The following is a 24690-nucleotide window of genomic DNA, read 5'->3' on the forward strand; positions in this document are numbered from 1 at the left end:
ATTAATAAGAAACTTGATGATTAATGCGCTGCACTTAATTCAAATGGAAAGTGACAATTTTCTGAAGTAATACTTCCAGCATTTTTTTACTGTCTAGATCAATAAACGCTTTTTAAAAACGTTTGTTCATTGTTTGTGAGTTTAATTGTAAACAGAGTATCGCGGTTTATCTTTATCAGTCAGGATCAGATGAAAAAGTAATTGTTTCTATACCATTGGAGTTTGAATTGTCACTTTTTCCCTATTTTTGAAAGAAAAAATGAGCATCGCAGAAGTTACTGGTTTTGTGGCCGCCACCCTCACTACCTTATCGTTTTATCCTCAGGCCTATAAGATTATTAAAACGCGGGATACCGAAAGCATATCGCTGGTAATGTATTCCATAATCAACGTGGGGCTTATTCTCTGGTTTGCCTATGGATTAATGGTAGGCGATAAACCGATAATTTTTGCCAATGCATTCACGCTGATTGCCTCGCTTACCATCCTTTTCTTGAAGATCAAGAAAAAAAAGTAAAGATAACTCTTTAACCCGAGATTGCTCGGAATAAACTGTTCTGTAAGAATTTGAGTTACTGATTAAGCATTATGTCGTGGCAAAACAAAGGTAAAGGTGCTTCCTTCTCCTAGTTTTGATTCCACTTTAATAGCACCACCCATTAGCTCTATTAGATTTTGGGTGATAGAGAGCCCCAGCCCTGTGCCACGGGTGACACGTTCGCCGGAGTCGAAATCATATGTCCGAAATCGCTCGAAGATTGTGATAAGCCTTTCCGGTGGAATTCCAACTCCGCTATCTTTGCAGAAGAAGGTAATTGAAGCATCCTCTGCTTTTACTGGATAAATCCCAAATTCAACAGATCCCTTCGCTGTAAATTTGCGAGCATTGCTAATCAGGTTGGTAAATATCTGTTTTAAACGAGCAGGATCAACCTGCATCGTCACCTTTGCAGAGCAATCCATGCGAAGCATAACATCCGAGAACTCTTCTCTTTTAAATATTTCCCGTTCAATGGCATGTATTTCCGTCAGTAGCTTGTTTATATCTGTTTCTTGGTAAATTATCTTCAGTTGGCCCGACTCAATCTTCGAAATGTCAATGATATCATTGATAAGGTTAAGAAGTGTGTTTCCCGAGTTACGAATGAAGTTTATGTATTTTTCTTTCTTCTGCTCCGATAATCCTTGCTTCTGGAGGAGCGAGGAAAAGCCAACAATGGCATTCATTGGTGTGCGGATTTCATGCGACATGTTGGCCAAGAATGCGGATTTCAACCGATCCGATTCTTCTGCCTTTTGTTTCGCGTACAGCAATTCTTGTTCATACTGCTTTTGCTTTGTGCTGTCATAAAGGGTAACCATTAGTTGATCGTCGAGTACCCGACTAGTTCTGAATGTAAAGAGCTTGGTTGTGCCATCTTTGCAAACCACAGGCACATCAACTACCGTTTTTCCATCGAGCGGATCGGTCTCAATAAATATTTTCCATTTTTTAAGTAGGTGGGTGCGTAATTCCGGGTCGGGATATGCCAATGAAAACCAATGGTTATTGGTTGGTATATCCTCAACTGTGTAGCCAACTTGATTTACCCACGCTTCGTTAACAAACTGAATGCCATCGTCGTTTTGAATAATAGTTGGGTTTGGGTAAAGTGAAACTAACCGTTTAAAGTTATCCTCCATTGCCCTGCGGCTGAGTTCGATCCCCCCAATATGTCTAGCTAGTAGATTAAAGTCATAGAAATCGAAATCCCATTTTTTGAGATTTACTTTTTCTTCTTTTTGGGAAATGGCTGTGACAAAATCTTGCAAAGATTCGGTATTCTTATTGATTTTCTTCTGAAGGAACTTCGCGAAGACTGATGTAAGAACAAAGCTTATTACTAAAAAGAACCCAAATGAGAATATGGAACTATAGAATGACTTGATCTGTTTCTCTTCTGATATAGCTGCAAGTTGTTCCAGTTCATCGAGATACAGACCTGCCCCTACGATCCATTTCCAATCCATTACCCCCATGATAAACGAAATTTTCTTCATTGGAATAGTATCTACCCCCGGCCGAGGTAGTTTCTTCCATGAATACTCCATAAACCCTCCATTTGAGGAACGAGCCAACTCCCTTTCCTTCTGAAGAACCTTTACTCCATTTGGATCGGTAATGTCAAACATGTTGGGTTTTCCAATTGCCAACTCGCCATTGATTATCAGGGGATCACCACTCCAAGTATTCACAAAGATATATCCCTCTTGGTTGGGTCCAAACCTGTATCGTGCCAACTCACGCAGGATTTCTGTTTTAGTTTCCTTTAGCTGGAGCGTCCAGTCTTGGGCTATGCCAAAGACTATTGGATGGGTTAATGATGGCTTGATTAGGTGAATAATTGTTTCAGTTGGGTTTTCGCTGGTATTTGATCTATGTATAAGCTTGCATTCTCCAGTTTTTTTTAGCAAATCGAGGACTTGGTTAGTGGTAATAAGCTCCCGATAGGGGTTTTTTAAGATACCATTCGAGAGTAGAGGGGAGAGTTTGTCGACTGCAATAGAAAAAACGTGAGTTAAACACCTGCCCTTGTTCGCTATGCATTGATGGTTCGGTTGCGTTAATTCTGAAATGCTTTGGGGTGAATCCAGCCGAGTGGTATAGCTAGGGTTTTTGGAGCCCTCGAGCACAAGCCGTTGGAGTTCAGTCTCAATTTCCTTGAAACTCCTAATCCGCTTAAATTCGATGAGGTTGATGGCTTTGGTTACCTCTTCTTGTATGGTGGCTTTTTGTTGTTTGAGGTAATCGGCTCTTACCTGGATTCCTTCCATGCGAAGTTTCCTATATTCTAATCCTAAATTCAGGAAGAATACAATGGAGAAGGAGATAACAGAAACCATTAGCACATAACGACGAATGGCTGATGCAATTGTTTTAATGGGCTTTTGCTGCATTATGTCGGGTTTATGGAAATGCGAGAGAATACAAAAATAGTTTTGTTTTTAATAAATCACCACTTTTGAAACAATAGTTGATAGAAGTTGTATTTCGGTGTTGTAATCGAGTAGCGTGACTACTAAAGGTTGTTGTTTTGGTGTTAAATGCAGAGTGGGTGCTTTTTGACTTAAAAAAAACGCTCTCCAAATTTGGAGAGCGTTTTTTTGTGGAGCTGCCGGGAGTCGAACCCGGGTCCAAACAAGGAAGCCAGCTGGTTTCTACATGCTTATCTCCTCTTGATTTTCGAAAATGGCGTGGTGAAGAGAGCCCGAGCCATTCCTTATCCTCTTAATCTCGCCGGGGGGTAGAGGCGTATTCCCAGCTATTCCTGAATTTTCGGTGCCTCATTTGTCAAGGGTTACAGGACGGAACCCTTGGCGAGACATCTCGTTCCCTACTACCTTGAGCAAGGAATGAAGCTAATCGCACTAAGTGTGATTAAGCAGCAAGAGCGTAATTGTTTTCGCCGTATGAAAGTGTGCGCATTGATATTTACGAGCAAAAAACGCAACGCTCGGCATGCTTCCAACCCGTTTCTGCTTGCTGTCAAAACCAAGTCAACCCCGTGTTGTAAGTTCTGCAAAGATACAACATCCAAACGATTATTGTTATCTCCATGCAAAATGATTTTTCGAGGTCTAGACCTTCTGAGCCTGAGCTACCCGCTGCAGGTCGGCCAGTGCAATGGCAGTAACTGCCTCTAGTATTACCGGCACGCGTAGTGCTATGCAGGCATCGTGGCGGCCTTCAATCGTTAAATCTTCAACTTTTCCGCTAATACTATTCAACGTTTGCTGACTTTTACCGATGCTGGAGGTTGGTTTTACGGCAACCCTAAACACCAAGTTGTTTCCGTTGGTAATACCTCCGTTAATACCTCCGGCATTGTTGGTGGCTGTCTTTCCTTCTGGGTTAATAATGGCATCGTTGTGTTCGCTTCCATTCATTTTTGCTGCGGCAAAACCACTTCCAAACTCAATACCCTTAATGGCAGGAATAGCAAATACCAGGTGGCTGATTATGGATTCCACGCTATCGAAAAATGGTTCGCCCCAGCCAACGGGAAGTTTGGAGGCGCTGCACTCTACAATACCACCAATGGAATCCTTGGTGGCAAGGGCTTTTTCAATGGCTTCGTCGATGTTGGTGCTACCTCCTGCTTGAGTCAAGTATGCATTTATCTCCACAGGGGCTATCATCTTTTTGGCTACTACGCCGGCAGCAACAAGGGCAAGGGTAAGTCTACCCGAGAAATGGCCGCCACCGCGGAAGTCCTGAAATCCGTGGTATTTTGCGTTCGACACAAAATCGGCATGGCCGGGGCGTGGCGATGCCTGAAGGTTGGCGTAATCGGCGGAGCGGGTATTGCTATTTCGAAAGAGAACGGTAATGGGGGCTCCAGTAGTATATCCGTTGAAAGTGCCGGAAATAATATCGGGTAAATCCTCCTCGTTGCGTGGAGTCGTTCCTTTGGCTCCGCTTTTACGTCGCGAAAGATCGGGTGTGAAATCTGGTTCCTGTAATGCAATGCCAGGAGGGCATCCATCGATGGTAATGCCAATCGATTTTCCGTGTGATTCTCCAAATATGCTGATGCGAAAAAGTCTTCCGAAATTATTCATATAGAGATTAATGGTTTAAAGTTAAAGGTTAAAAGATGACCATCCCTGATTAGTGTTGACCGATTTATACTAACAATTAACTTAACGTTGCTATCGGACAGGCAACAGCGAATAGAGCATCTTCCTACTTAATTTTTATTCTCAAATCTTCAAATTGGTAATTTACAAATTGTATTTAGGTCGTCGAAAAACGCTGGATATGATTTGGCAACGCATTCGGCCCCTTCGATGAAAACTGTGCCATTGGCTGTTAGTCCTGAAATAGCAGTTGCCATAGCAATGCGATGGTCGTTGTGCGAATCGATGGTTGCTGCGCTTATGGGGCCTCCGGTTACAAGCATGGTATCGCCATCTACTTCGATGTTAATTCCCATTTTCTTGTATTCCGCTTGTAGGGCTAAACTTCGGTTACTCTCCTTATGTTCCAGGCGGCCCACCCCTCTGATGGATGATACACCACCACATGCTGCAGCTAGGGTCACGAGCGGGGGAAACAGGTCAGGGCAATCGGTGGCGTCGAACGAGAAGGACGACAGCGGTGCATGGCAAACCTCAATTGCGTTACTCTTCTCATTTACAATGGCTCCTGCCTGCATGATTGCCTGCATGATTGCTTTGTCGGCTTGGCGGGACGAAGTGGTTATGTTTTCGACTCTGATTCTTCCTGCAATTGCACCGGCAACCAGCAGGAATGCTGCGCCACTCCAGTCGCCTTCCACGTTAAAGTTCGTCGGTTGATATTTCTGGTTGGCCTTAATGAAGAACTCTTCGTAATTGTAGTTGTCGGCGGAGACGCCAAAGGCTTTCATTACCTCAAGCGTAAGGTCTATGTATGGTTTGCTTTGAAGGTTCTTAACCTGAAGCGTTACATCTTCTTTTGCACGAGGGGCAGCCATCAAAAGCCCCGTTAATATTTGCGATCCTAACGAACCGTCGAGCGCTGCTTTGCCTCCGTGCAATGGTCCCTTTACCACGATGGGAATTAATCCATGTGTGGTTTTGCAATATGCGCCCAGCTGCTGTAGTGGCGATTCCATTGTAGCCATGGGGCGTATAGTGAGCGAACCTTCTCCCATTAGCGAAATTTCTTCCGAGAACGAAGCGGCAATGGGGGTGAACATTCGAATGCTTAACCCCGATTCGCCACAGTGCAGGTGGTTGTTTGTAATTCCACTAGTTCCTATTATTTCCAAACTATTGGGCAATACAGTAACTGTGGCACCCAGCGCTCGAGCAATCGATATTGCCGCTACGCAATCGTTGCTGTTGCCGGGATTGGTGATTATACTTTTGCCATGCGAAAGTAGCGCTGCGGCAATAGCGCGCTGAACCATACTCTTGGAGGCGGGTGCAGTTATGGTTCCCTTAATTGCCGAAGGCCTTACTTCTTTCTTCATCGAGTATATCTACTAATTCCATTTCGGTTTTGTCGTCTATAGGTATTACCAATTCGGATTTTTGAGAGGTAATAATGGATTTATTCTCCAACTCGACACAGTGCAGAAGGTCGGGATTGGCTGGTTTTGCGTTTAACAGCGCTTGTTCCATTGTTTCGATGTTCGGCCAATCTCCAAAAAAATGAAAGTAGGCCAGTTCGGCCTGTCTCAGAAGCCAGCGCTCCCCAGGAATTATCTTACATCCCTGCTCTGTGGCTTGGGCTGCAATTGACGATGTTCTATAGTTGGCATCGAGTACTGCAAGGTTGCTAGGAAGTGTTATTCCGAGCAGTGGGTTTGCATCGGGAAGAATGGTGGATACCAACACATCCGTAGTTTTCAGCAGCATTGCCAACTGCTCCATTGGCGCAAAATTACAGCCTAACTTCTTTGCCGCCTTTTCTGCTTTTAGAAGTGTTCGGTTTACTATGGTTACTGAAGCTCCCTCTTTTGCCAGTCCATAGGCCGCAGCCTTACCTGCTCCTCCGGCTCCAAGCACTATCGCAGATTTCCCTTTTATCTTAACGCCTGAGTCTTCAATGGCTTTTGTCACCCCATAGTAATCGGTATTATAGCCTATGGTTTTTCCGTCCTTAAAAACAATGGTGTTTATGCTCCCAATAGTCATCACTTCATTACTCACGCTGTTGAGACACATGAGTACAGCCTCCTTAAAGGGTGTGGTTATGTTGGCGCCAGCAATTCCAAAGTTGCGTATAGCATCAACTACTTCATGTCCCGATTCAACCCGAAACCGTGTGTAAAAGGCATCAATGTTGGATTTTGAAAATAGGGTGTTGAATATTTGTGGGCTCTTGCTGTGTAATACCGGTTTACCGAAAACGGCTAAAAGTTGCATTTTATTCTCCATGATTAATTAGTTGTATGGCTCGTTGCATTTCGGAGAAGGTAAATTGGCCGGGGGCAGTTTTTCCTGCTGTTCCAGCCGCAAAAGTGAAGGGGGCACCAAGAAAAGGTGCGGCAATGCGGGTAATGCTACCATGTGGCCCCATCCCAATTACGAGTATGTTTTTATATCGTTCATAGAGTGAGAGAAGACGTGCACAAGCGGCAGCCGAATCGGCAAGGCAAGCCAACTTCACAAGGTCGGCGCCCTCTTTTTGCATAACTTCCACAAGTGATAGAAGTTCATCGGTTGTGGGTGTTTTTTCGAAATTGTGGGTGCTAATAATAACTTTCTTTCCCAACTTCGATGCGAACATGATCATCTCTTTTTTCCAATCGGTAGGTGCTTCAAGTTCTATGTCGATCCATGTTGCTCCATGTTTCAAGGCTAGCTTAAGCTGTCGGGTTCTTTCTATTTCCGTAACGCGCCCTGGTCGGTAGGTTGCTATTAGGTTTGGGTGTGCTTCAAACACCTCCATAATTTCGTTGTCGGAAAGATTTAGAAGATCTAACCGAATTTCAGCCATTGAAACGTGGTTCAACTCTTCCAGTATTTGGCTTGCCGTTTGACCCGAGATGCTCACACAAATCATATCTCAAAAGATTAGTTATGTCTATTCGAGGATGGACCTCTTGAGTTCTTCTATCGAAATTGCTTCAACAGTAACATTTCCGATACCTTCCATGAGAACAAAATGCATTTTTGTGCCCTCTTTTTTCTTGTCGTGCAGCAAAGCCTCCATGGCTGCTTCACGCGAAACGTCCGATGAGGTAGGGAGACCGAGGAGGTGGAGCAGTGCAATTATTCTATCACGTTCTGTTGAGGAAAGCAATCCACGCTTCTCCGACAGCCACGCAGTGAATGCAATACCAATGCTAACCGCTTCGCCATGCGGTATGCCTGTGATTTTCTCAATGGCATGTCCCCACGTATGTCCCAGGTTCAACTTTCTACGTTCGCCTTTTTCTTTTTCGTCACGATTAACAATGCCTGCTTTTGTTTCAACTGAATGCTCAACGAGTAAGTCGATTACTTCTTTTTCAAGCGATAATGCTCGGCTATAATTTTGTTCTAGAAATTCAAACATTTTCCTATCCGAAATAAGCGTGTGCTTAACCACCTCGGCAAGGCCACAACGCAGTTCGGTAATAGGAAGCGTGACAAGCAGGGCTGTATCGCAGATTACAAACTCAGGTTGGTTGAATGTTCCAATTACATTTTTATAGTTGTCCAGATCGAGACCGTTTTTTCCTCCTATGCTGGCATCTACCTGAGATAAAAGCGTGGAAGAAACAAAGCCAAATCTTACACCACGCATGTAGGTGGAGGCGATAAAACCGGCCATATCGCACACCACTCCGCCACCAATTCCCACTATAAAGGAACTGCGATCGGCCCCATTATCCAGAAGCCACTGGTATATGGCCTCCGCGTTGGATAAATTTTTTTGGGCTTCTCCAGGTTTTAATACAAAAACGGGAAATTTAGGAAAGTGGCTCTGGTATAGTTGCTCAACATTGGAATCGGTTACAATAAATACGTTCTCAACTGGAGTGTAATTGAGAAGTTTTAATAGACTCTCCCCTATAAAAATAGATGAGTTTGACTTTTCTCCTTTTACCTCAATTGTTTTCATGGCAGTGCGCATTGGTATTCGAGTATAAAGTTAGGTCATAATTTAATACTTACGGTTGATTACTCCGAATAATATTTGATTGAAGCAACACCGACTCCTCGTGGATAGCATTAAAAAGACCTTCGGCAAAAGTGGGACGCAAGCCACGACTTTCGGCCTTAGTCTTAACATTCACTAAAACATCTTGCCAGCGTTTTGGTTGAATTACATTCAACTTCTCTTCCTCTTTGAGATGAGCAATTTTCTCTACCGTTCGCATTCTTCGGGCAACCATTCCCAATAGCTGTTCGTCGATTTCGTCAATCTCGGTACGTAGGTCGTTGAGATTATGGTTGTAAGGCTCATCGGAGTCTGTACCAACTAACGATTGAATCATCTCGGAAAAATTGGCTGGGGTTAGCTGCTGGCGGGCATCGCTCCATGCATTATCTGGGTTGATATGGGTCTCTACCATCAACCCATGCATGCGCAGGTCGTAAGCGCGCTGGGCAATCTCGGGCACCAACTCGCGCTTACCAGCAATATGGCTGGGATCACAAATTATGGGAAGATCCGGAAATTGACGCATCATGGACAGTGGGATGTGCCAGCAAGGTTGGTTTCGAAGGTCGGTTTTCTCCCAACTGAAAAAGCCACGATGAATGGCTCCTAACTTCCGAAGACCAACAGCATGTAGCCTTTCAATAGCCCCAATCCAAAGATCGAGGTCCGGGCTCAGCGGGTTTTTTACAAGAACTGGAATGTCGGCGCCTTGGAGTGCATCGGCAATCTCTTGAATGGCAAATGGATTGGAGGTAGTGCGGGCCCCAATCCATAATAAATCGACACCATACTTTATTGCCTCAAAAACATGTTTTGCTGAGCCAACCTCTGTGGCAACAGACATTCCGGTTTCCCGCTTCACTCGCTGTAGCCATTCAAGGCCAACGCTGCCTACGCCTTCAAATGTGTTTGGCTGGGTTCGCGGTTTCCAAATACCTGCACGAAATATCTGCACAACTCCTGTATTCTTGAGCTGATGAGCCGTTTGCATTACCTGTTCTTCTGTTTCAGCACTGCACGGTCCTGCTATAATTAGAGGTGTGCTGCAGTCTTTAATCCATTTTTCGGGAGGAATAATTCCTTGAAATTTCTTATTTTCCATCATTTTCTAATTTTTAATATTTCGTTGTTCAAATATTGATCGAACCTGGTTTGCCTTTAAAATTAGGCCACTAAGGGCGGGTTCGTCTTCAGATTCGATATAGTGAGCAATCTGGATTAGGCTGCTGTTGATCTGTTCAATCAATTCAAGAATATTCTCTTTGTTCTGGAAAAGGATTGGGACCCACATTGCCGCACTGCTGCCCGAGAGCCTAGTGGTAGAATCGAATCCGCTTCCGGCATGAATTACTTGCTCGCTATTTTGACTCAATGCGGCTGCCAGCCCGAAAGCTACTACCTGGGGCAGATGCGATACTTGCGCCATCAACTTATCATGTTCCACTGATGTAAGGTATTGCGGGATCAGGTTTAGAACATTAAAAAGTTGGAGCGCCGACTTTAATGCCAAATCACTTGAAAGATGCTGCTCACAAACGAAGATGGTTTTGCCGTAAAGTAGCTCCTTGGAAGCAGACTGCGAGCCACTCTTTTCCGCTCCGGCCATTGGATGTGCCGCCACATATTGCGTTCTTTTGGGATGGCTCGAAAGTGCTGTGCATAGATTTTGCTTTGTGGAGCAGAGATCCAATACGGTGGTTTTTTCTCCTGCCATTTCCAAAACGGAAGATATAATTGAGGATGCATTGTTGGTAGGCGTGGCGACAATAATCGTAGTGGCTAAGGCTACGGCCGTTTCAATATCCTCACATGTGTGGATAAATCCATGGTGAAAAGCCTGTTCTAAAGCAATCTTGGACGAATCAACGCCGATTATATTAAAGTGTCGATTTAGTCCATGGGCAAATGAGCAACCCATCAATCCGGTGCCTATAATGGCGATTGTCTCTTTTTTCATGGCTATCTGTGAATGTCAAATGTTTCAATCCGTTGCAGTGCAATTTGAAGGGTGGCTTTGTCGGCGCAGAGCGAAATGCGGATGTAGCGTTCTCCATTACTGCCAAAAACAGTCCCCGGGGTTATGAAAACCCTCGTTTGCTTCAACACCTCATCGCAGAACGACTCCACATCGTAAACCCAATTGGGAATTCTAGCCCAAAGGAATATTCCTCCTTGACACTTAGGCGATGGTGTGCAATTGAGGGCAAGGGCGATTTTTGTTGCAATCACGTTCCTGACAGCATACTCCTTGTTGAGTGATGTATACCATTCGCTGCCAACCGCTAGTGCTGCGGTGGCTGCTTGCTGTACCGCTAAGGGCATCCCTGAATCCATATTACTTTTGAACCGGAGAACGGCGTTAATAATATCGGACCGTCCAGCCAGTATTCCTACACGCCAACCTGCCATGTTGTGCGATTTGCTCAGGGAGTTGAGTTCAACTGCTACTTCTTTGGCCCCTTCCACTCCTAGAATGCTTAGGGGATTGTCGTTCATTATAAATGAGTAAGGATTGTCGTGACAGATTAAAATATGATGTTTTTTAGCAAATTGCACCAACTTTTCGAAAAGAGGCAAGTTTCCCTTTGCTCCGCTTGGCATGTGCGGGTAGTTGACCCACATAAGTTTTACCTTGCTTAGATCCATCAATTCAAGTTCATCAAAATCTGGCTCAAAGTCGTTGCTCTCTGTAAGGTTATAATCGACGGGAATACCACCGGCCAATTGGGTTGCAATACTATAAGTGGGATAGCCCGGATTTGGCACAAGTACCCTATCGCTGGGATTGAGTAAGGCCATGCTTAGATGCATAATTCCCTCTTTCGAACCAGACAGTGGTAGTATCTCATTGTCTGCATTTAGTTCCACACCTAAATGCAAATTGTACCAGTTGGAAAAAGCAATTCGCAGTGATTGAATCCCTCTGTATCCTTGGTAGCCATGGCTATTATTTTGGGCGTTAACTTCAGAAAGACGCATTTGCATTTGTGCAGGTGGGGGCATATCGGGGTTACCAATTCCAAGGTTTATCACCTCAATGCCTTGCCGCATAAGTTGCTCTATTTCTTGTAACTTGCGGGAGAAGTAGTATTCTTTAACCTCTCCTAAGCGCTGCGAAAGACTAATTTCCATTAGATTTTGTATTTATTATTGTTGTTTGTTGTTGATGTATCTCTTTCTGACTTTCTGTTTTTGAAGAAATTTCCGTCATTTGGCCAAAGCCATTGGATGGTAGTGCACCTTTAAAAGATTTCGAATACATTACTGTTTGGGTTTCATAATTGACGTTTATGTTGAAAAAAAAAAGAGGCCCCAGTGTGGAGCCTCTATATTCTATTGCATGCAATACAGTATCAGCCCCTCTGGTATCCCAAGAAGTAATAGTAATAGAAGAAAAACTGGCTGCCCGAAATCAATCCGGTTTGTGCTGTTTGCTGAAACTGTATTTGTGCTGTCATGGGTTTAAAATAAAAAAGCCCCGATCTCTCGGGGCTTGTGCTATTTGGTTTTAATAACTTCGTTGTTGTTATACTATACCACTGCCAAACCCCTCCTCTTGCTAAAGAAGTAGTAATAATAGTTGGCGTAAAATGAATTGTGGTTAAGCATTTTCTTTTCTCTTTTTATCAATGCAATGATAGGCATAATTTTAATACACAATACATACAGCATAAATAATTGTCCTCTGCAAGTATTTATGCGTTTTTTAGTCCGGCAATAGCCTCTTCCGGATTACTTGCTTTAAATACCGCATTGCCTGCCACTAAAGCATTAGCGCCTGCAGCATATAACCTTGCCGCGTTTGTGAGGTCAACGCCGCCATCTACCTGAATTATCAGATTTTGGTTCTTTTTTTCAGCCATTTCGCGAAGCCTAGAAATTTTAGAATAGCTGTTCTCTATGAATTTTTGACCTCCAAAGCCAGGGTTTACCGACATAATCAAAACCATATCGGCCTCGGCAACAATATCTTCTAAAAGAGATACCGCAGTATGCGGATTAAGTGAAATACCTGCCTTCATTCCGAGCAGCTTAATGCGCTGAAGGGTTCGGTGCAGGTGAGTGCATGCCTCAATATGAACGGTAAGAATATCGGCTCCGGCCTCCTTAAACCGTTCTAAATATCGGTCGGGATCCACAATCATAAGATGAACATCCAGCGGCTTTTGCGCCATTCTTTTTACCTGTTCAATAATTGGGAAGCCAAACGACATATTGGGCACAAACTGGCCATCCATAATATCGCAGTGAAACCAATCGGCGTTGCTGCGGTTAATCATTTCTATGTCTCGGTTTAGGTTTCCGAAATCGGCCGATAGGAGCGAAGGGGCAATTATCCTTTCCATTGTATTACTTTTTTGCAAAGCTAGCAGAAAAAGAGAAATCCCCCAAGTGGAGGATTTCTTATTCTTTATCCAAGGTATGTTTTCAATATTTTACTTCGGGTGACATGCTTAAGCCGCTTAATAGCTTTCTCCTTAATTTGGCGAACACGCTCGCGAGTGAGGTCCAATTCCAGTGCAATCTCTTCCAAGTTATGTGCAGGCGTTCCGCTTAAACCATAATAGAGTCGTAGTATTGTCGACTCTCTTTCGGTAAGAGTTGAAAGGGCGCGCTCAATTTCTTTGCGCAGGGAATCATTAAGTAGTCCTTTGTCCGGGCTAGGAGTATCGGTATTGAGTAACACGTCATACATGCTGCCCTCATCATCGTAGGTAATCGGAGCGTCCATTGAAATGTGCCTGGATGAACTTTTCATTGCCTCTTTCACATCTTCAGGAGCAATTTCGAGTACGTCGGCTAGCTCTTCAATGGTTGGTTCGCGCTCGTAAAGTTGCTCTAGTTCAGCAAAGGCCTTGTTGATTTTGTTTATGCTTCCAATCTTGTTCAGGGGAAGCCTGACAATTCTGGCTTGTTCGGCCAATGCCTGTAGGATCGATTGGCGTATCCACCATACGGCATAAGAGATGAATTTAAAACCACGAGTTTCGTCAAAACGTTGTGCTGCCTTTATAAGGCCTAGGTTTCCTTCGTTAATAAGGTCGGGCAAACTTAAACCTTGATTTTGGTACTGTTTGGAAACTGAAACTACAAAGCGGAGATTTGCCTTGATGAGTCGATTTAGCGCAATGGCATCACCTTGCTTTATGCGCCTTGCTAGGTTTACTTCCTCCTCAGTTGTGAGTAAATCAACCTTGCCTATCTCATGCAGGTATTTGTCCAGCGAGGGAGTTTCTCTGTTAGTAACTTGCTTAATAATTTTAAGCTGTCTCATGAAGTGCAGGTTCGGGGTTGGGTCAAAAATAGGTTTCTTGAAGCTTTGAAAGTAGTAAAAGATTATGAAAAACAAAGAATAGTTTATTTTTCGATGTTATTCAGCAATTATTTTTAAAAAAATGTGCACACATATGTATCAGCTGAAATAAAATGTGTAATATTGCGCGTTATTCAAGGTATTGTATTCATTTCTTTGAGGCAACCCCCTCACTTACAATCCCACATAAAGATTACTCCTTTTATTTTTCAATTGTTTACATCTCATTATTAGTATTTACCAATCTCCATCAAACTTATGTATGATATTCTGGAGCTGAATAAGAAGCTTCTTCCCGAATTGCGGGAAATTGCCAAGACATTGAATATTAAGAGAATAGAGTCCCTTAAAAAGCAAGAACTTATTTACCGTGTGTTAGACGCTCAAGCCGTTCTTGACGTAAATATAAAGGATACAAAAAAGAAGGAAGAACCCGTTCGTAGGTTCGAACCCAACAAAGAAATTCGAAAAGTAGTAGTTAAGAAGGAACTTACTCCTCGGAAAGAAGAGGAAAAAATAGTTCTTAAAACGGAGCCTACTCCAATAGTTGAAGCCCAAAAGGCAGAAGTTGAACCGGAGGCCGCACCCGTAGTTGAAAAGAAAGAAATTAGAAGGGTAGTTTTACCTGCCGATAGAGTTCCCAAGGAAAACCCCAGAAATCTTGATATTAACTCACGCGAGCGTAAACGTTTCAAACGCAAGGACGGTCCTGAAGCAAGGGTTTGGGGCGAAAACAGACCAAGGGTTGAGGATACTAGCGCGATCGATCTCAACGCTGATATTATAGAAGAATCTGAGGTTGTGGAATTGGACGAGGCTCCAGTAGCTCTACCAACCTCTGCAACCGATATTGAGCAGGAAAATCAAGTGCCCGCAGCACCGGCACAACGCAGCCTGCAAGAACCTAGAAATCTCCAACCAAACGTAGTAAGAAAGCAGATCCCAGAAAAGAAGTTCGAACGCTTCGATTTTGATGGAATAATCAATGCAACAGGCGTTTTGGAGATAATGCCCGATGGATACGGTTTTTTGCGTTCTTCCGATTACAACTACCTTAGCTCACCCGACGACGTTTATGTTTCTCAATCCCAGATCAAACTCTTTGGGCTAAAAACAGGTGATACCGTTACCGGTAGCATACGTCCTCCACGCGAAGGTGAAAAATATTTCCCTTTAATTAAGGTTATCGAAATTAACGGACGCGATCCGGAATATATCCGCGACAGGGTTCCTTTTGATTACCTAACGCCCTTATTTCCAAACGAGAAGTTTGATATTACCGGAAAGGGCAATAAAGATTTATCGGCACGTATCGTCGACCTATTTGCTCCAATTGGAAAAGGACAGCGCGGCTTGATCGTTGCACAGCCAAAGACCGGTAAAACGATGTTGCTGAAAGCTATTGCCAATGCAATTGCCGAAAACCATCCTGAGGTTTACATGATTGTGCTGCTCATAGACGAACGCCCCGAAGAAGTTACCGATATGGCCCGCAGCGTTAAGGCTGAGGTTATCGCCTCTACTTTCGATGAGCCTGCCGACCGTCATGTTCGTGTGGCCAATATTGTGCTTGAAAAGGCAAAACGTTTGGTTGAGTGTGGTCACGATGTGGTTATCCTACTCGATTCTATTACCCGTTTAGCTCGTGCCTATAATACGGTTCAGCCTGCATCGGGTAAGGTTCTTTCGGGAGGTGTTGATGCTAATGCACTACAGAAACCAAAGCGTTTCTTTGGTGCTGCGCGAAATATCGAGAATGGTGGTTCTCTTACCATTTTGGCTACTGCTCTTACCGAAACCGGATCGAAGATGGACGAGGTTATTTTCGAAGAATTCAAGGGCACAGGCAACATGGAACTTCAACTCGATCGTAAGCTCTCCAACAAGCGAGTTTACCCCGCGGTTGATATTACTGCATCTAGCACACGTCGCGATGACCTTCTCACCGATAAGGATGTGCTCCGTAGGATTTGGATACTCCGCAACTATCTTACCGATATGAACTCGGTTGAGGCCATGGAGTTCTTGCGCGACAGGTTGGTTAAAACCCAATCGAATGATGAGTTCCTTATCTCCATGAACAGTGATTAATCTCTATCTTTCTTAATAGAAAAAATTAATGCGGCTCTGTGCCGCATTAATTTTTAGTGTTAGTCTCTACTTATACCAAAGCGCAATCGATAGCAATGGGGGATACTGTTTTTCCTTTATTTGAAATGGGAATGAATAAGGTCTTGAATTGAAGAAGTTGCTCAAAAACATATGGTGAATTTTTCAATTTGTGCTAACTTTGAGTGTTTTTTTTGATGGCACGATTTCTACTTAATAAACAACTATATCACAATGGCAAAAAGCAAGAAGTTTATTACCTGCGACGGTAATTATGCTGCGGCCCACATCGCTTACATGTTTAGCGAAGTTGCGGCAATTTATCCGATCACCCCATCTTCAACTATGGCTGAACATGTTGACGAGTGGGCAGCTTTTGGTAGGAAAAATATCTTCGGACAACCGGTTAGAGTTATAGAAATGCAAAGTGAAGCAGGTGCCGCTGGGGCTCTTCACGGATCTCTTCAATCGGGAGCTCTTACCACCACCTTTACTGCTTCACAGGGACTTCTCCTGATGATTCCTAACATGTATAAGATCGCCGGCGAACTGCTTCCTGGTGTATTCCATGTTACTGCCCGTAGCCTTGCTGCTCAGGCACTCTCCATTTTTGGTGATCATAGCGACGTAATGTCCACCCGTCAAACTGGCTTTGCAATGCTCGCTACCAGCAGTGTTCAAGAGGTTATGGATTTGGCTGCAGTAGCTCACCTTGCTTCTATTAAGAGCCGTATTCCTTTTATGCACTTCTTCGATGGTTTTAGGACTTCACACGAAATCCAAAAGATCGAAGCTCTCGACATGGAAGAACTTGCAGGTCTACTCGATCAAAAGGCACTTCAGGCATTCCGCGACGGTGCGCTTAATCCAGAGCATCCCGTAACTCGTGGTACTGCTCAGAATCCTGATATCTACTTCCAGTCACGCGAGGCTGCTAACTCATTCTATGATGCAATCCCCGAATTGGTTGAGGATTACATGAAGCAGTTAAGCAAAATTACAGGTCGTGAGTACAACCTCTTCGATTACTATGGCGATCCAAATGCTGAGCACGTAGTTGTCGCTATGGGTTCTGTTTGTGACACCTTGAAGGAAGTTGTTGATTATCTAAATAAAAAGGGCCAGAAGGTTGGTGTTGTTAATGTTCACCTATACCGTCCATTCTCGGCTAAGCACTTCTTTAAAGCATTCCCTAAATCGGCTAAGGTTATCACGGTGCTTGATCGCACTAAGGAACCTGGTGCCAATGGCGATCCTCTATACCTTGACGTCCGTGATTTGTTCTACGGAAAAGATAAGGCTCCAGTAATTGTTGGTGGCCGCTACGGATTAAGCTCAAAGGATACCACCCCTGCTCAGATGGTTGCTGTTTTTGAAAACATGAAAATGGCTGAACCAAAGAATCAGTTTACCGTTGGTATCACAGACGATGTAACCTTTAGGTCAATCCCTGTTGGTGCTGAGATCAACCTTGGTTCAAAGGGAACTTTCCAAGCTAAGTTTTACGGATTGGGTTCCGATGGAACGGTTGGTGCTAACAAGAATTCCATTAAGATTATTGGTGACAACACCGACAAGTATGCACAAGCTTACTTTGCATACGACTCCAAAAAATCGGGTGGCATTACAGTGTCTCACCTTCGTTTTGGCGATGAGCCTATTCGTTCACCCTACTTGGTAAATACGCCTGACTTTGTCGCCTGCCACGTTCCTGCTTACCTTAATAAGTACAACATGCTTAAGGGTATTCGCAAGGGAGGTACTTTCCTTCTTAACAGCACTTGGAGTGTTGAGGAAACCAAAGCCAAACTACCCAATAGCGTTAAGAAACAACTTGCAGAGCAAGAGGTTAACTTCTATATCATCAATGCAACCGCCATTGCCGAAGAACTAGGACTTGGCACGCGCACCAACACCATTATGCAGAGTGCATTCTTTACGATTGCCGAAGTAATTCCTGCCGATGCAGCAATTAAGAGCATGAAGAAAGCTATTGACAAAGACTTTGGTCGTAAGGGCGAAGAAGTTGTTAAAATGAACTATGCTGCTGTCGATCGTGGTGCTGCTGTTACTAAGGTTGCAGTTCCTGCGGAATGGGCTAAACTCGGTGCTGATGTTCATACGGCTCGCTTAAATGCTCCTGCATTTATTAGCGAAATGGCCGATCCTATTAATAACCTTAAGGGCGATGATCTTCCTGTAAGCGCATTTACCGGACGTGAAGATGGTACATTCCCATCGGGAACAACGGCTTACGAAAAGCGCGGTATTGCCGTTACTGTTCCTGAGTGGATTGGCGAAAACTGTATTCAGTGTAACCAGTGCTCTTATGTATGCCCCCACGCTGTAATTCGTCCATTCGTTCTTACCGAGGATGAAGTGAAGAATGCACCTGCAGGGACTAAGGTGGTTAAGGGTAATGGAGGTATTAAGGATTATTCCTTTAGAATGCAAATTAGCCCATTGGATTGTACCGGTTGCGGCAACTGCGTTGATGTTTGTCCTGCACCAAAGAAGGCTCTGGAAATGAGACCGCTTGAAAGTCAGTTGGTAGAGGATGCCCGTTGGGATTACATGCACAGCAAGGTTGGCTACAAGGATACCATTCTGGATAAAAGCAAAAGCGTTAAGAATAGCCAATTTGCTCAACCTTTATTTGAGTTTTCAGGTGCTTGCGCAGGTTGTGGTGAAACACCATACATTAAGGCTATTACACAACTCTTTGGTGATCGAATGATGGTTGCCAATGCAACTGGATGCTCCTCTATTTACGGTGGTTCAGCGCCAGCTACTCCATATTGCGCGAACAAAGATGGTAAGGGTGTTGCTTGGGCAAACTCACTCTTTGAAGACAATGCTGAGTATGGTTTAGGAATGGTTACCGGTGTTGAAAACCAACGCACCCGTCTGGCCTCAATTATGACCGAGGCTATGAACGGTGGAATGAGCGCTGAAACAAAGGCCGCAATGCAAGAGTGGATCGCATCTAAGGCCAATGCAGAGAAATCAAAGATTGCTTCTGCTGCACTTATTGCGCTTCTCGAAAGAGAAAAGGATGCCGTTGCAAAGCAAATTCTTGACCTTAAGCAATACCTGATAAAGAAATCGCAATGGGTATTCGGTGGTGATGGTTGGGCATACGATATTGGATATGGTGGACTCGATCACGTGCTTGCATCAGGTGAGGATATCAACGTGCTCGTTATGGATACTGAAGTTTACTCTAATACCGGTGGTCAATCTTCCAAAGCAACTCCAGTAGGGGCAGTGGCTAAGTTTGCTGCATCCGGAAAGAGGGTTCGCAAGAAGGATCTTGGTATGATGGCCATGTCTTATGGTTATGTATATGTTGCTCAAGTGGCAATGGGTGCAAACCAAAATCAGTATTTCCAAGCAATCAAGGATGCTGAGGCATATCCTGGACCATCGCTCATTATTGCCTATGCTCCATGTATCAACCACGGTTTACGTGCTGGTATGGGTGCAACGCAACGTGAGGCTAAGAACGCTGTAGAATGTGGATACTGGCATCTATATCGCTTCAACCCTATGTTGGAAAACGAAGGAAAGAACCCATTCACCCTTGACAGCAAGGAGCCTGATTGGACCAAATTCCAAGCCTTCCTTCAAGGTGAAGTTCGCTATACCTCGCTCATGAAGTCATTCCCAGCCGAGGCTTCGGAACTCTTCAAAATAGCACAGGAAAACGCACTTTGGCGTTATAACGGATACAATCGTTTGGCAAAGCAAGATTTTACAAAGTAATCTTGTCATATTTTATTAAAATGCGGGGCTATACCCCGCATTTTTTGTTTTATTTGATTAATTTGGATCCAAAATATATCATCGTGAGGCTTAAATCGGTAGCCATACTTCTTAGTATCGTCATTTTTCCGCTCATCGGCGTCGGGCAATCGCCTCCCTACATTAACTATAAGGGTGGCGATCAAATACCATCTTCGGAAACTTACCATGTAATCCAAGATACCAAGGGCTACATTTGGGTTGCTACCGCTTGCGGAGTTAGCCGGTTCGATGGGTATGAGTTCACCACATTTACCTTAAAGGATGGCCTGCCTGATAATGTAATCCATGAAATATACGAGGATTATAAAGGACGGATTTGGTTTGTATCGTATTCGGGGCAACTCTCCTACTTTTTTGAAGGGAAGATATACCCGTATAAGTATAATTATTTGATGACGGGTATTTTTGCTGGGGGAAAAGGGGCGGTAAAATGCTCTTTTAGGGTATCGCACGAAGATCACATATTAATAAGTGTTAATAGAAAAGGAATATTTGAAATTTATCCAGACGGGAAACTCGTTAAGCATTATTCAGAGATAGGTGCTGGGCTTATTTTTAAATTTCAGAATGATAATACATTCCCCCTTCTCGCATGGGATATTTCTACTAAAGTTAATCCGACTACTACAATTTTAGCAGATTCGAGTATTACTCTTCCCATAAAAGATTTTGTCAAGATTAATCCCTCCCACTTATTTGCAACCGAAAAAAACGGATTATTCGTAATTTCTTTTGGCGAAACTTATGTAATATGCAAGGGAAAGGAAACGACTTCGTATACAACTACAAAACCAATAATTTGGATTAGCAAGGGAAGCGATGGGCTTATTTGGGTTTCGAGATATAATGAGGGGGTTCGCTGCTATAATGATGTTCACTTAGACAAAGGAGAACTTTATAAACTATTTGATGGGTTATCTATAACTTCTGTATGCAAGGATAAAGAAGGAGGTTATTGGTTCTCGACCTATACACATGGGCTGTTTTACGTCAGTAATTTAAATAGTAAAACATATTTTTGGCATTCTCTTCAATTCGATCATAAAAAGATAATGGCAATTGAGACCTTTCCAAAGGGTTTGTTTGTCGGATTCGACAATGGCGATATTTCTATAGTTAATTCCAATGATACAATAGAATCCCTCTCTCTTCCCCGTATCAAAAAGATGGATTTATATGTGAATTACATTCATTATAATCAGTACTCAAAGGATGTTCTATTGCTCTCCAATATTTTCGTCTACAATATTGGAAATGGGCAAATACAACAGTTTATTAATGAATTCACTAGAAAGGGATCAGATAAGGGTATTTCACCTAGATATGCTATTACTTATAACACCAAGACTTGGATTGGAACAAGACTTGGACTGCTCATATTTGACGGACAGAGAGTCATTTATGATTCATTTAAGGCTGGCGATTTTAAATCCACCGTGAACGCATTGGCGCTTGCCAAGAACGGCACTTTGTGGCTGGGATGTTCTGATGGCTTATGGAAATTTAAGAATGGCAAGTTTGAATGGATGGGAGAGGTTATGCCCTTTTTTCGAAACAGGATTAGCCGTGTAGCCATAAATCCAATAGATAGTTCTGTTTGGGTAGGAACAAGGGGAGGTGGAATTGGGGTATTTAATGGTTCCACACTCTCATTTATCAGCACCGACGATGGGCTCCCTTCAGATATTATCACCTCTATAGCCATGGGGGTCGACCGCGTTTGGGTGGGCTCAAGTTCGGGTGTGGCTCAGGTTTCCATAGTGCCCGATATTTCTGGAAAGTATATAGTATCCGGTTTCGATAAGTCCATAGGGATCGTTTCAAACGAGATTCTCGATCTTCTCCCCACGGATTCAACCCTCATTATTGGGACTCGCGACGGAGTGCTCTCTTACCGATTGGAGGATATCCGAAACCAAGTAAAACCGAAAGTGCTAATTACTAAACTATCCGTAAATGGTCGTGATACCTCAGTTTTAAATAACCTGAACTTAGACTATTTTCAGAATAATATCTCTATTTCGTTTGCTGGGTTCACCTATAAAACCTTACGAAATACGCTTTTTCGTTACCGATTGCACGAATCAGATTCGATTTACTCCTATACTCGAATCCCATCGGTTATTCTGCCTGCTCTTTCACCAGGGAAATACTCCTTTGAGGTATGGGCGCAAAATGCCTATGGTCAATGGAGTGTTAGTCCCGCCAAGTTTCATTTTTCTATACTCTCTCCATTTTGGAGAATGCCTTGGTTTGTTTTTCTGATTTCGGTTGCCGGATTTCTTGTGTTTTCCTTTGTCTTTGCTTTTCGGCTTCGGGTGATAAAGCAACATAATATTTTGTCGAGAAGGTTGGATGGATGGAAGCAGCAAGCCCTGCTTCAGCAGATGAATCCGCATTTTATTTTCAATACGCTGAATTCGATACAACTATTTATTCTTCAAAACGACACTCGTTCTAGTCAGCGCTACCTTACAAAATTCGCCAAACTCATGCGGCTCACGCTCGAGAATTCCCAATCCTTCAGCGTATCCTTTACAAACGAACTTGAGGCCTTGAGGCTATATCTCGATCTAGAGGCTCTTCGCGCCGATAAGCAGTTTGAATTTGAGATTGTGGTTGATGGGAGTCTACCACTGGAGGCAAATATCCCCAGTTTAATTGTTCAACCCTTTGTTGAAAATGCTATTTGGCACGGGGTAATGCCTAAGGGTAAGGGCGGTAGAATAATCGTTACCTTTAAGTTTAGAGAGAATAAGGTTCTCTGTACCATTGAGGATAATGGTATTGGCCGGGTGGCTGCATCAAAATATACTTCGGCCAAAGCGCACAAATCGCGGGGATCGGAAATCACTACGCAGCGGTTGCAGCTTCTCAAGTCGATGTATGGGCAGCAGCTCGGTATTGTTTACATCGACCTGAAGGATAGCTTGGATCAACCCGCTGGCACTCGGGTAGAATTAGTAATTCCAATTCTTCCTGCCAAAAACATCCTTGATTAAATTTGTTACCTTTGCCCCAACCAAAATGCTAAGGATGCTTAATGCCGTTATCGTTGACGATGAAGTTGCTGCCATAAAATCAATCGAACTTATTGCAACTAAATATTGCCCTGAGGTTCGTATTTTAGGCAATGCGCAATCGGCTGCTGACGGCGTTAGCCTTATCCTCCGAACTAATCCCGACTTAGTATTTCTCGATATCGAGATGCCGTTGGGGTCTGGTTTCGATTTGCTGGAGGCAATTCCCGATCGAACTTTTGAGGTGATATTTACTACTGCTTATAACCACTATGCCGTAAAGGCTTTTAAGTATAGTGCAGTGGATTATCTCCTGAAGCCAATCTCTATTGATGAGTTTATCGAAGGGGTTGATAAGGTATCGAAGATTAAAAGTAACACGATAGACACAAGAACCAAGTATTTATCGCTCTTTGAGAACCTAAACAGTATCTTGCCCAACAAATTGATCATAACCCATGCGACGGGTTTTCATCATGTCGATTTAGATAAGATTCTATATTTTGTAAAGGAGGAGAATACCACAATTGTGCATGAGTTGAATGGGGGAAATACAATATCCGTTAGACCTTTGAAAGAGTATGAAGATATTTTATTCGACCGCAACTTTTTCAAACTAACTCCAACAATCTTGATAAACTTAATACACGTTGCTCATGTAAATAAATCGACAAGGAGTGTAACCTTTACTGGGGGAACTTCAATACCGGTTACCTCAGAAAAACTTCAGCAGTTAGTTGCTTCTGTTGATCGATTGTGGAACGTAAAATAAGGATGGTTTGGCACGAATAATTGGCATCGATTACGGACGAAAAAGGGTAGGGGTAGCAGTTACCGATCCTTTGCAAATTGTAGCTCAGGGTTTAACAACCGTGCACGCTTCCGAAATTATTAATTTTCTGAAGGAGTATTTTGCAAAAGAGACTGTAGAACGGGTAGTCGTGGGTTACCCAAGGCAGATGAATAACAATCCAAGTGAGTCGGCTCGATTTGTGGAGGAATTTTTGAATAGAATGAAAAAAGTGTTTCCAACGATGCCAGTTTCGCTTGTAGATGAAAGGTTTACTTCAAAAATTGCAATGAAATCGATGATCGATGGAGGTGTAAAAAAGAAGGACCGGATGAACAAAGAAATGGTTGACATGGTTAGTGCTTCAATAATTTTGCAGAGTTATATGGAAAGTTTGAGTTCCGGAAAATATTTTTAAAACAATGATATTACCAGTTTATGTAGTTGGATCGCCTGTTCTAAGGAAGGTTGCAGAGGACATTGATGCTGCCTATCCTGAATTGCAGGGATTGATATCCAACATGTTCGATACAATGTCTTTTTCCGATGGAGTGGGGCTTGCTGCCCCCCAAATTGGCAAATCAATTCGCCTATTCGTTATTGATGCATCACCTATGGCCGAGGATTATCCCGATTTGGTGGGTTTTAAACGGGTGTTTATAAATGCCCATATTACAGAGCGATTTGGCGATCCTTGGTATTTTAATGAGGGCTGTTTGAGCATTCCGAACCTAAGGGAAAACGTTTTGCGGGAGGAATCTATCCGAATAGAATATGTCGATGAAAATTTTCAGCCACATGCGGAAGTCTTTAACGGAATAGCTGCACGGGTTATTCAGCACGAATACGATCATTTAGAAGGTGTTTTATTCATAGACAAGTTGGCTCAAATACGCAAGCGTATGGTTCAAGGTAAGGTTACTGCTATAACCAAAGGGCGGTTTAGTGCTTCCTATAAAACTAAGATTGGATAGTTGACTTGATCTTTTTTATTTTGTAAATTTGGGTGGAATTCTATTTCCACCTT

General features: G+C 43.3%; 18 protein-coding genes and 1 other RNA gene. 7 read left to right on the forward strand and 12 right to left on the reverse strand.

Translation table 11 applies throughout. The features are described 5' to 3' along the window. Positions 1 to 259: 259 nt before the first annotated feature. Positions 260 to 517 (forward strand): SemiSWEET transporter, encoded by a 258-nt coding sequence (locus BLS65_RS00315; protein WP_092434022.1) that lies wholly within the window; start codon positions 260 to 262, stop codon positions 515 to 517. Positions 518 to 579: 62 nt separating this feature from the next. Here the strand turns inward: BLS65_RS00315 and BLS65_RS00320 are convergent, their stop codons facing one another. The 12 genes from BLS65_RS00320 to BLS65_RS00375 form a co-directional block, all read right to left on the reverse strand. Further along, the gene (locus tag BLS65_RS00320; RefSeq protein WP_092434026.1) at positions 580 to 2937 is read right to left on the reverse strand and encodes an ATP-binding protein; all 2358 of its coding nucleotides are present in this window, start codon (positions 2935 to 2937) and stop codon (positions 580 to 582) included. A 207-nt stretch (positions 2938 to 3144) separates the two neighbouring features. Beyond that, positions 3145 to 3545, reverse strand: a transfer-messenger RNA (tmRNA) gene (gene ssrA / locus BLS65_RS00325). A gap of 73 nt (positions 3546 to 3618) precedes the next feature. Further along, positions 3619 to 4602 carry a chorismate synthase gene (locus BLS65_RS00330; RefSeq protein WP_092434027.1) on the reverse strand — a complete coding sequence of 328 codons (984 nt, stop codon included), beginning with the start codon at positions 4600 to 4602 and terminating at the stop codon, positions 3619 to 3621. Between the two features lie 149 nt (positions 4603 to 4751). Beyond that, complete coding sequence (aroA, locus tag BLS65_RS00335; protein WP_092434030.1) at positions 4752 to 5999, reverse strand: 3-phosphoshikimate 1-carboxyvinyltransferase; 1248 nt, start codon at positions 5997 to 5999, stop codon at positions 4752 to 4754. Next, positions 5968 to 6909, reverse strand: coding sequence for a shikimate dehydrogenase family protein (locus BLS65_RS00340; protein ID WP_092434033.1), 942 nt, complete (start codon positions 6907 to 6909; stop codon positions 5968 to 5970). Before BLS65_RS00340 ends, aroA begins: the two co-directional genes overlap by 32 nt. Then, entirely contained in the window at positions 6899 to 7537 is a 639-nt protein-coding gene (locus BLS65_RS00345; protein ID WP_092434034.1) for a type I 3-dehydroquinate dehydratase, read from the reverse strand. Before BLS65_RS00345 ends, BLS65_RS00340 begins: the two co-directional genes overlap by 11 nt. A gap of 21 nt (positions 7538 to 7558) precedes the next feature. After that, complete coding sequence (gene aroB / locus BLS65_RS00350; RefSeq protein ID WP_092434229.1) at positions 7559 to 8581, reverse strand: 3-dehydroquinate synthase; 1023 nt, start codon at positions 8579 to 8581, stop codon at positions 7559 to 7561. A 49-nt stretch (positions 8582 to 8630) separates the two neighbouring features. Then, positions 8631 to 9725 carry a chorismate mutase gene (locus tag BLS65_RS00355; protein ID WP_092434232.1) on the reverse strand — a complete coding sequence of 365 codons (1095 nt, stop codon included), beginning with the start codon at positions 9723 to 9725 and terminating at the stop codon, positions 8631 to 8633. A 6-nt stretch (positions 9726 to 9731) separates the two neighbouring features. Then, entirely contained in the window at positions 9732 to 10580 is an 849-nt protein-coding gene (locus BLS65_RS00360) for a prephenate dehydrogenase (protein ID WP_092434037.1), read from the reverse strand. Positions 10581 to 10582: 2 nt separating this feature from the next. Continuing rightward, the gene (locus BLS65_RS00365) at positions 10583 to 11755 is read right to left on the reverse strand and encodes a pyridoxal phosphate-dependent aminotransferase (RefSeq protein WP_092434040.1); all 1173 of its coding nucleotides are present in this window, start codon (positions 11753 to 11755) and stop codon (positions 10583 to 10585) included. Between the two features lie 563 nt (positions 11756 to 12318). Then, positions 12319 to 12969 carry a ribulose-phosphate 3-epimerase gene (gene rpe, locus BLS65_RS00370; RefSeq protein WP_092434041.1) on the reverse strand — a complete coding sequence of 217 codons (651 nt, stop codon included), beginning with the start codon at positions 12967 to 12969 and terminating at the stop codon, positions 12319 to 12321. A 65-nt stretch (positions 12970 to 13034) separates the two neighbouring features. Then, the gene (locus BLS65_RS00375; protein WP_092434235.1) at positions 13035 to 13898 is read right to left on the reverse strand and encodes a sigma-70 family RNA polymerase sigma factor; all 864 of its coding nucleotides are present in this window, start codon (positions 13896 to 13898) and stop codon (positions 13035 to 13037) included. 297 nt (positions 13899 to 14195) lie between these two features. Between BLS65_RS00375 and rho the strand changes: the two genes are divergently transcribed. From rho to def, 6 genes are all read left to right on the forward strand, one after another. Beyond that, positions 14196 to 16028 carry a transcription termination factor Rho gene (rho, locus tag BLS65_RS00380; protein WP_092434042.1) on the forward strand — a complete coding sequence of 611 codons (1833 nt, stop codon included), beginning with the start codon at positions 14196 to 14198 and terminating at the stop codon, positions 16026 to 16028. Positions 16029 to 16280: 252 nt separating this feature from the next. Beyond that, positions 16281 to 19811 (forward strand): pyruvate:ferredoxin (flavodoxin) oxidoreductase, encoded by a 3531-nt coding sequence (gene nifJ, locus BLS65_RS00385; protein ID WP_092434044.1) that lies wholly within the window; start codon positions 16281 to 16283, stop codon positions 19809 to 19811. 83 nt (positions 19812 to 19894) lie between these two features. Next, complete coding sequence (locus tag BLS65_RS00390; protein WP_170829945.1) at positions 19895 to 22855, forward strand: sensor histidine kinase; 2961 nt, start codon at positions 19895 to 19897, stop codon at positions 22853 to 22855. 34 nt (positions 22856 to 22889) lie between these two features. Beyond that, positions 22890 to 23645, forward strand: coding sequence for a LytR/AlgR family response regulator transcription factor (locus BLS65_RS00395; protein ID WP_170829946.1), 756 nt, complete (start codon positions 22890 to 22892; stop codon positions 23643 to 23645). 7 nt (positions 23646 to 23652) lie between these two features. After that, positions 23653 to 24081 carry a Holliday junction resolvase RuvX gene (gene ruvX / locus BLS65_RS00400; protein ID WP_092434052.1) on the forward strand — a complete coding sequence of 143 codons (429 nt, stop codon included), beginning with the start codon at positions 23653 to 23655 and terminating at the stop codon, positions 24079 to 24081. 4 nt (positions 24082 to 24085) lie between these two features. Beyond that, a complete protein-coding gene (gene def, locus BLS65_RS00405) occupies positions 24086 to 24637 on the forward strand; it encodes a peptide deformylase (protein ID WP_092434055.1) in 552 nt (183 codons plus the stop codon). The last annotated feature ends 53 nt before the right edge of the window (positions 24638 to 24690 follow it).

The organism is Williamwhitmania taraxaci (assembly GCF_900096565.1).
GTDB lineage: Bacteria > Bacteroidota > Bacteroidia > Bacteroidales > Williamwhitmaniaceae > Williamwhitmania > Williamwhitmania taraxaci.

Excerpts from the sequence above, each read along its gene's own strand:
- BLS65_RS00395 (WP_170829946.1), top strand. The coding sequence starts at position 22,890 with ATGCTTAATGCCGTTATCGTTGACGATGAAGTTGCTGCCATAAAATCA.
- nifJ (WP_092434044.1), top strand. The coding sequence starts at position 16,281 with ATGGCAAAAAGCAAGAAGTTTATTACCTGCGACGGTAATTATGCTGCG.
- BLS65_RS00330 (WP_092434027.1), bottom strand. The coding sequence starts at position 4,602 with ATGAATAATTTCGGAAGACTTTTTCGCATCAGCATATTTGGAGAATCA.
- BLS65_RS00340 (WP_092434033.1), bottom strand. The coding sequence starts at position 6,909 with ATGGAGAATAAAATGCAACTTTTAGCCGTTTTCGGTAAACCGGTATTA.
- BLS65_RS00365 (WP_092434040.1), bottom strand. The coding sequence starts at position 11,755 with ATGGAAATTAGTCTTTCGCAGCGCTTAGGAGAGGTTAAAGAATACTAC.
- BLS65_RS00320 (WP_092434026.1), bottom strand. The coding sequence starts at position 2,937 with ATGCAGCAAAAGCCCATTAAAACAATTGCATCAGCCATTCGTCGTTAT.
- BLS65_RS00360 (WP_092434037.1), bottom strand. The coding sequence starts at position 10,580 with ATGAAAAAAGAGACAATCGCCATTATAGGCACCGGATTGATGGGTTGC.
- BLS65_RS00345 (WP_092434034.1), bottom strand. The coding sequence starts at position 7,537 with ATGATTTGTGTGAGCATCTCGGGTCAAACGGCAAGCCAAATACTGGAA.
- BLS65_RS00315 (WP_092434022.1), top strand. The coding sequence starts at position 260 with ATGAGCATCGCAGAAGTTACTGGTTTTGTGGCCGCCACCCTCACTACC.
- rpe (WP_092434041.1), bottom strand. The coding sequence starts at position 12,969 with ATGGAAAGGATAATTGCCCCTTCGCTCCTATCGGCCGATTTCGGAAAC.
- rho (WP_092434042.1), top strand. The coding sequence starts at position 14,196 with ATGTATGATATTCTGGAGCTGAATAAGAAGCTTCTTCCCGAATTGCGG.
- def (WP_092434055.1), top strand. The coding sequence starts at position 24,086 with ATGATATTACCAGTTTATGTAGTTGGATCGCCTGTTCTAAGGAAGGTT.
- BLS65_RS00375 (WP_092434235.1), bottom strand. The coding sequence starts at position 13,898 with ATGAGACAGCTTAAAATTATTAAGCAAGTTACTAACAGAGAAACTCCC.
- aroA (WP_092434030.1), bottom strand. The coding sequence starts at position 5,999 with ATGAAGAAAGAAGTAAGGCCTTCGGCAATTAAGGGAACCATAACTGCA.
- aroB (WP_092434229.1), bottom strand. The coding sequence starts at position 8,581 with ATGAAAACAATTGAGGTAAAAGGAGAAAAGTCAAACTCATCTATTTTT.
- BLS65_RS00355 (WP_092434232.1), bottom strand. The coding sequence starts at position 9,725 with ATGGAAAATAAGAAATTTCAAGGAATTATTCCTCCCGAAAAATGGATT.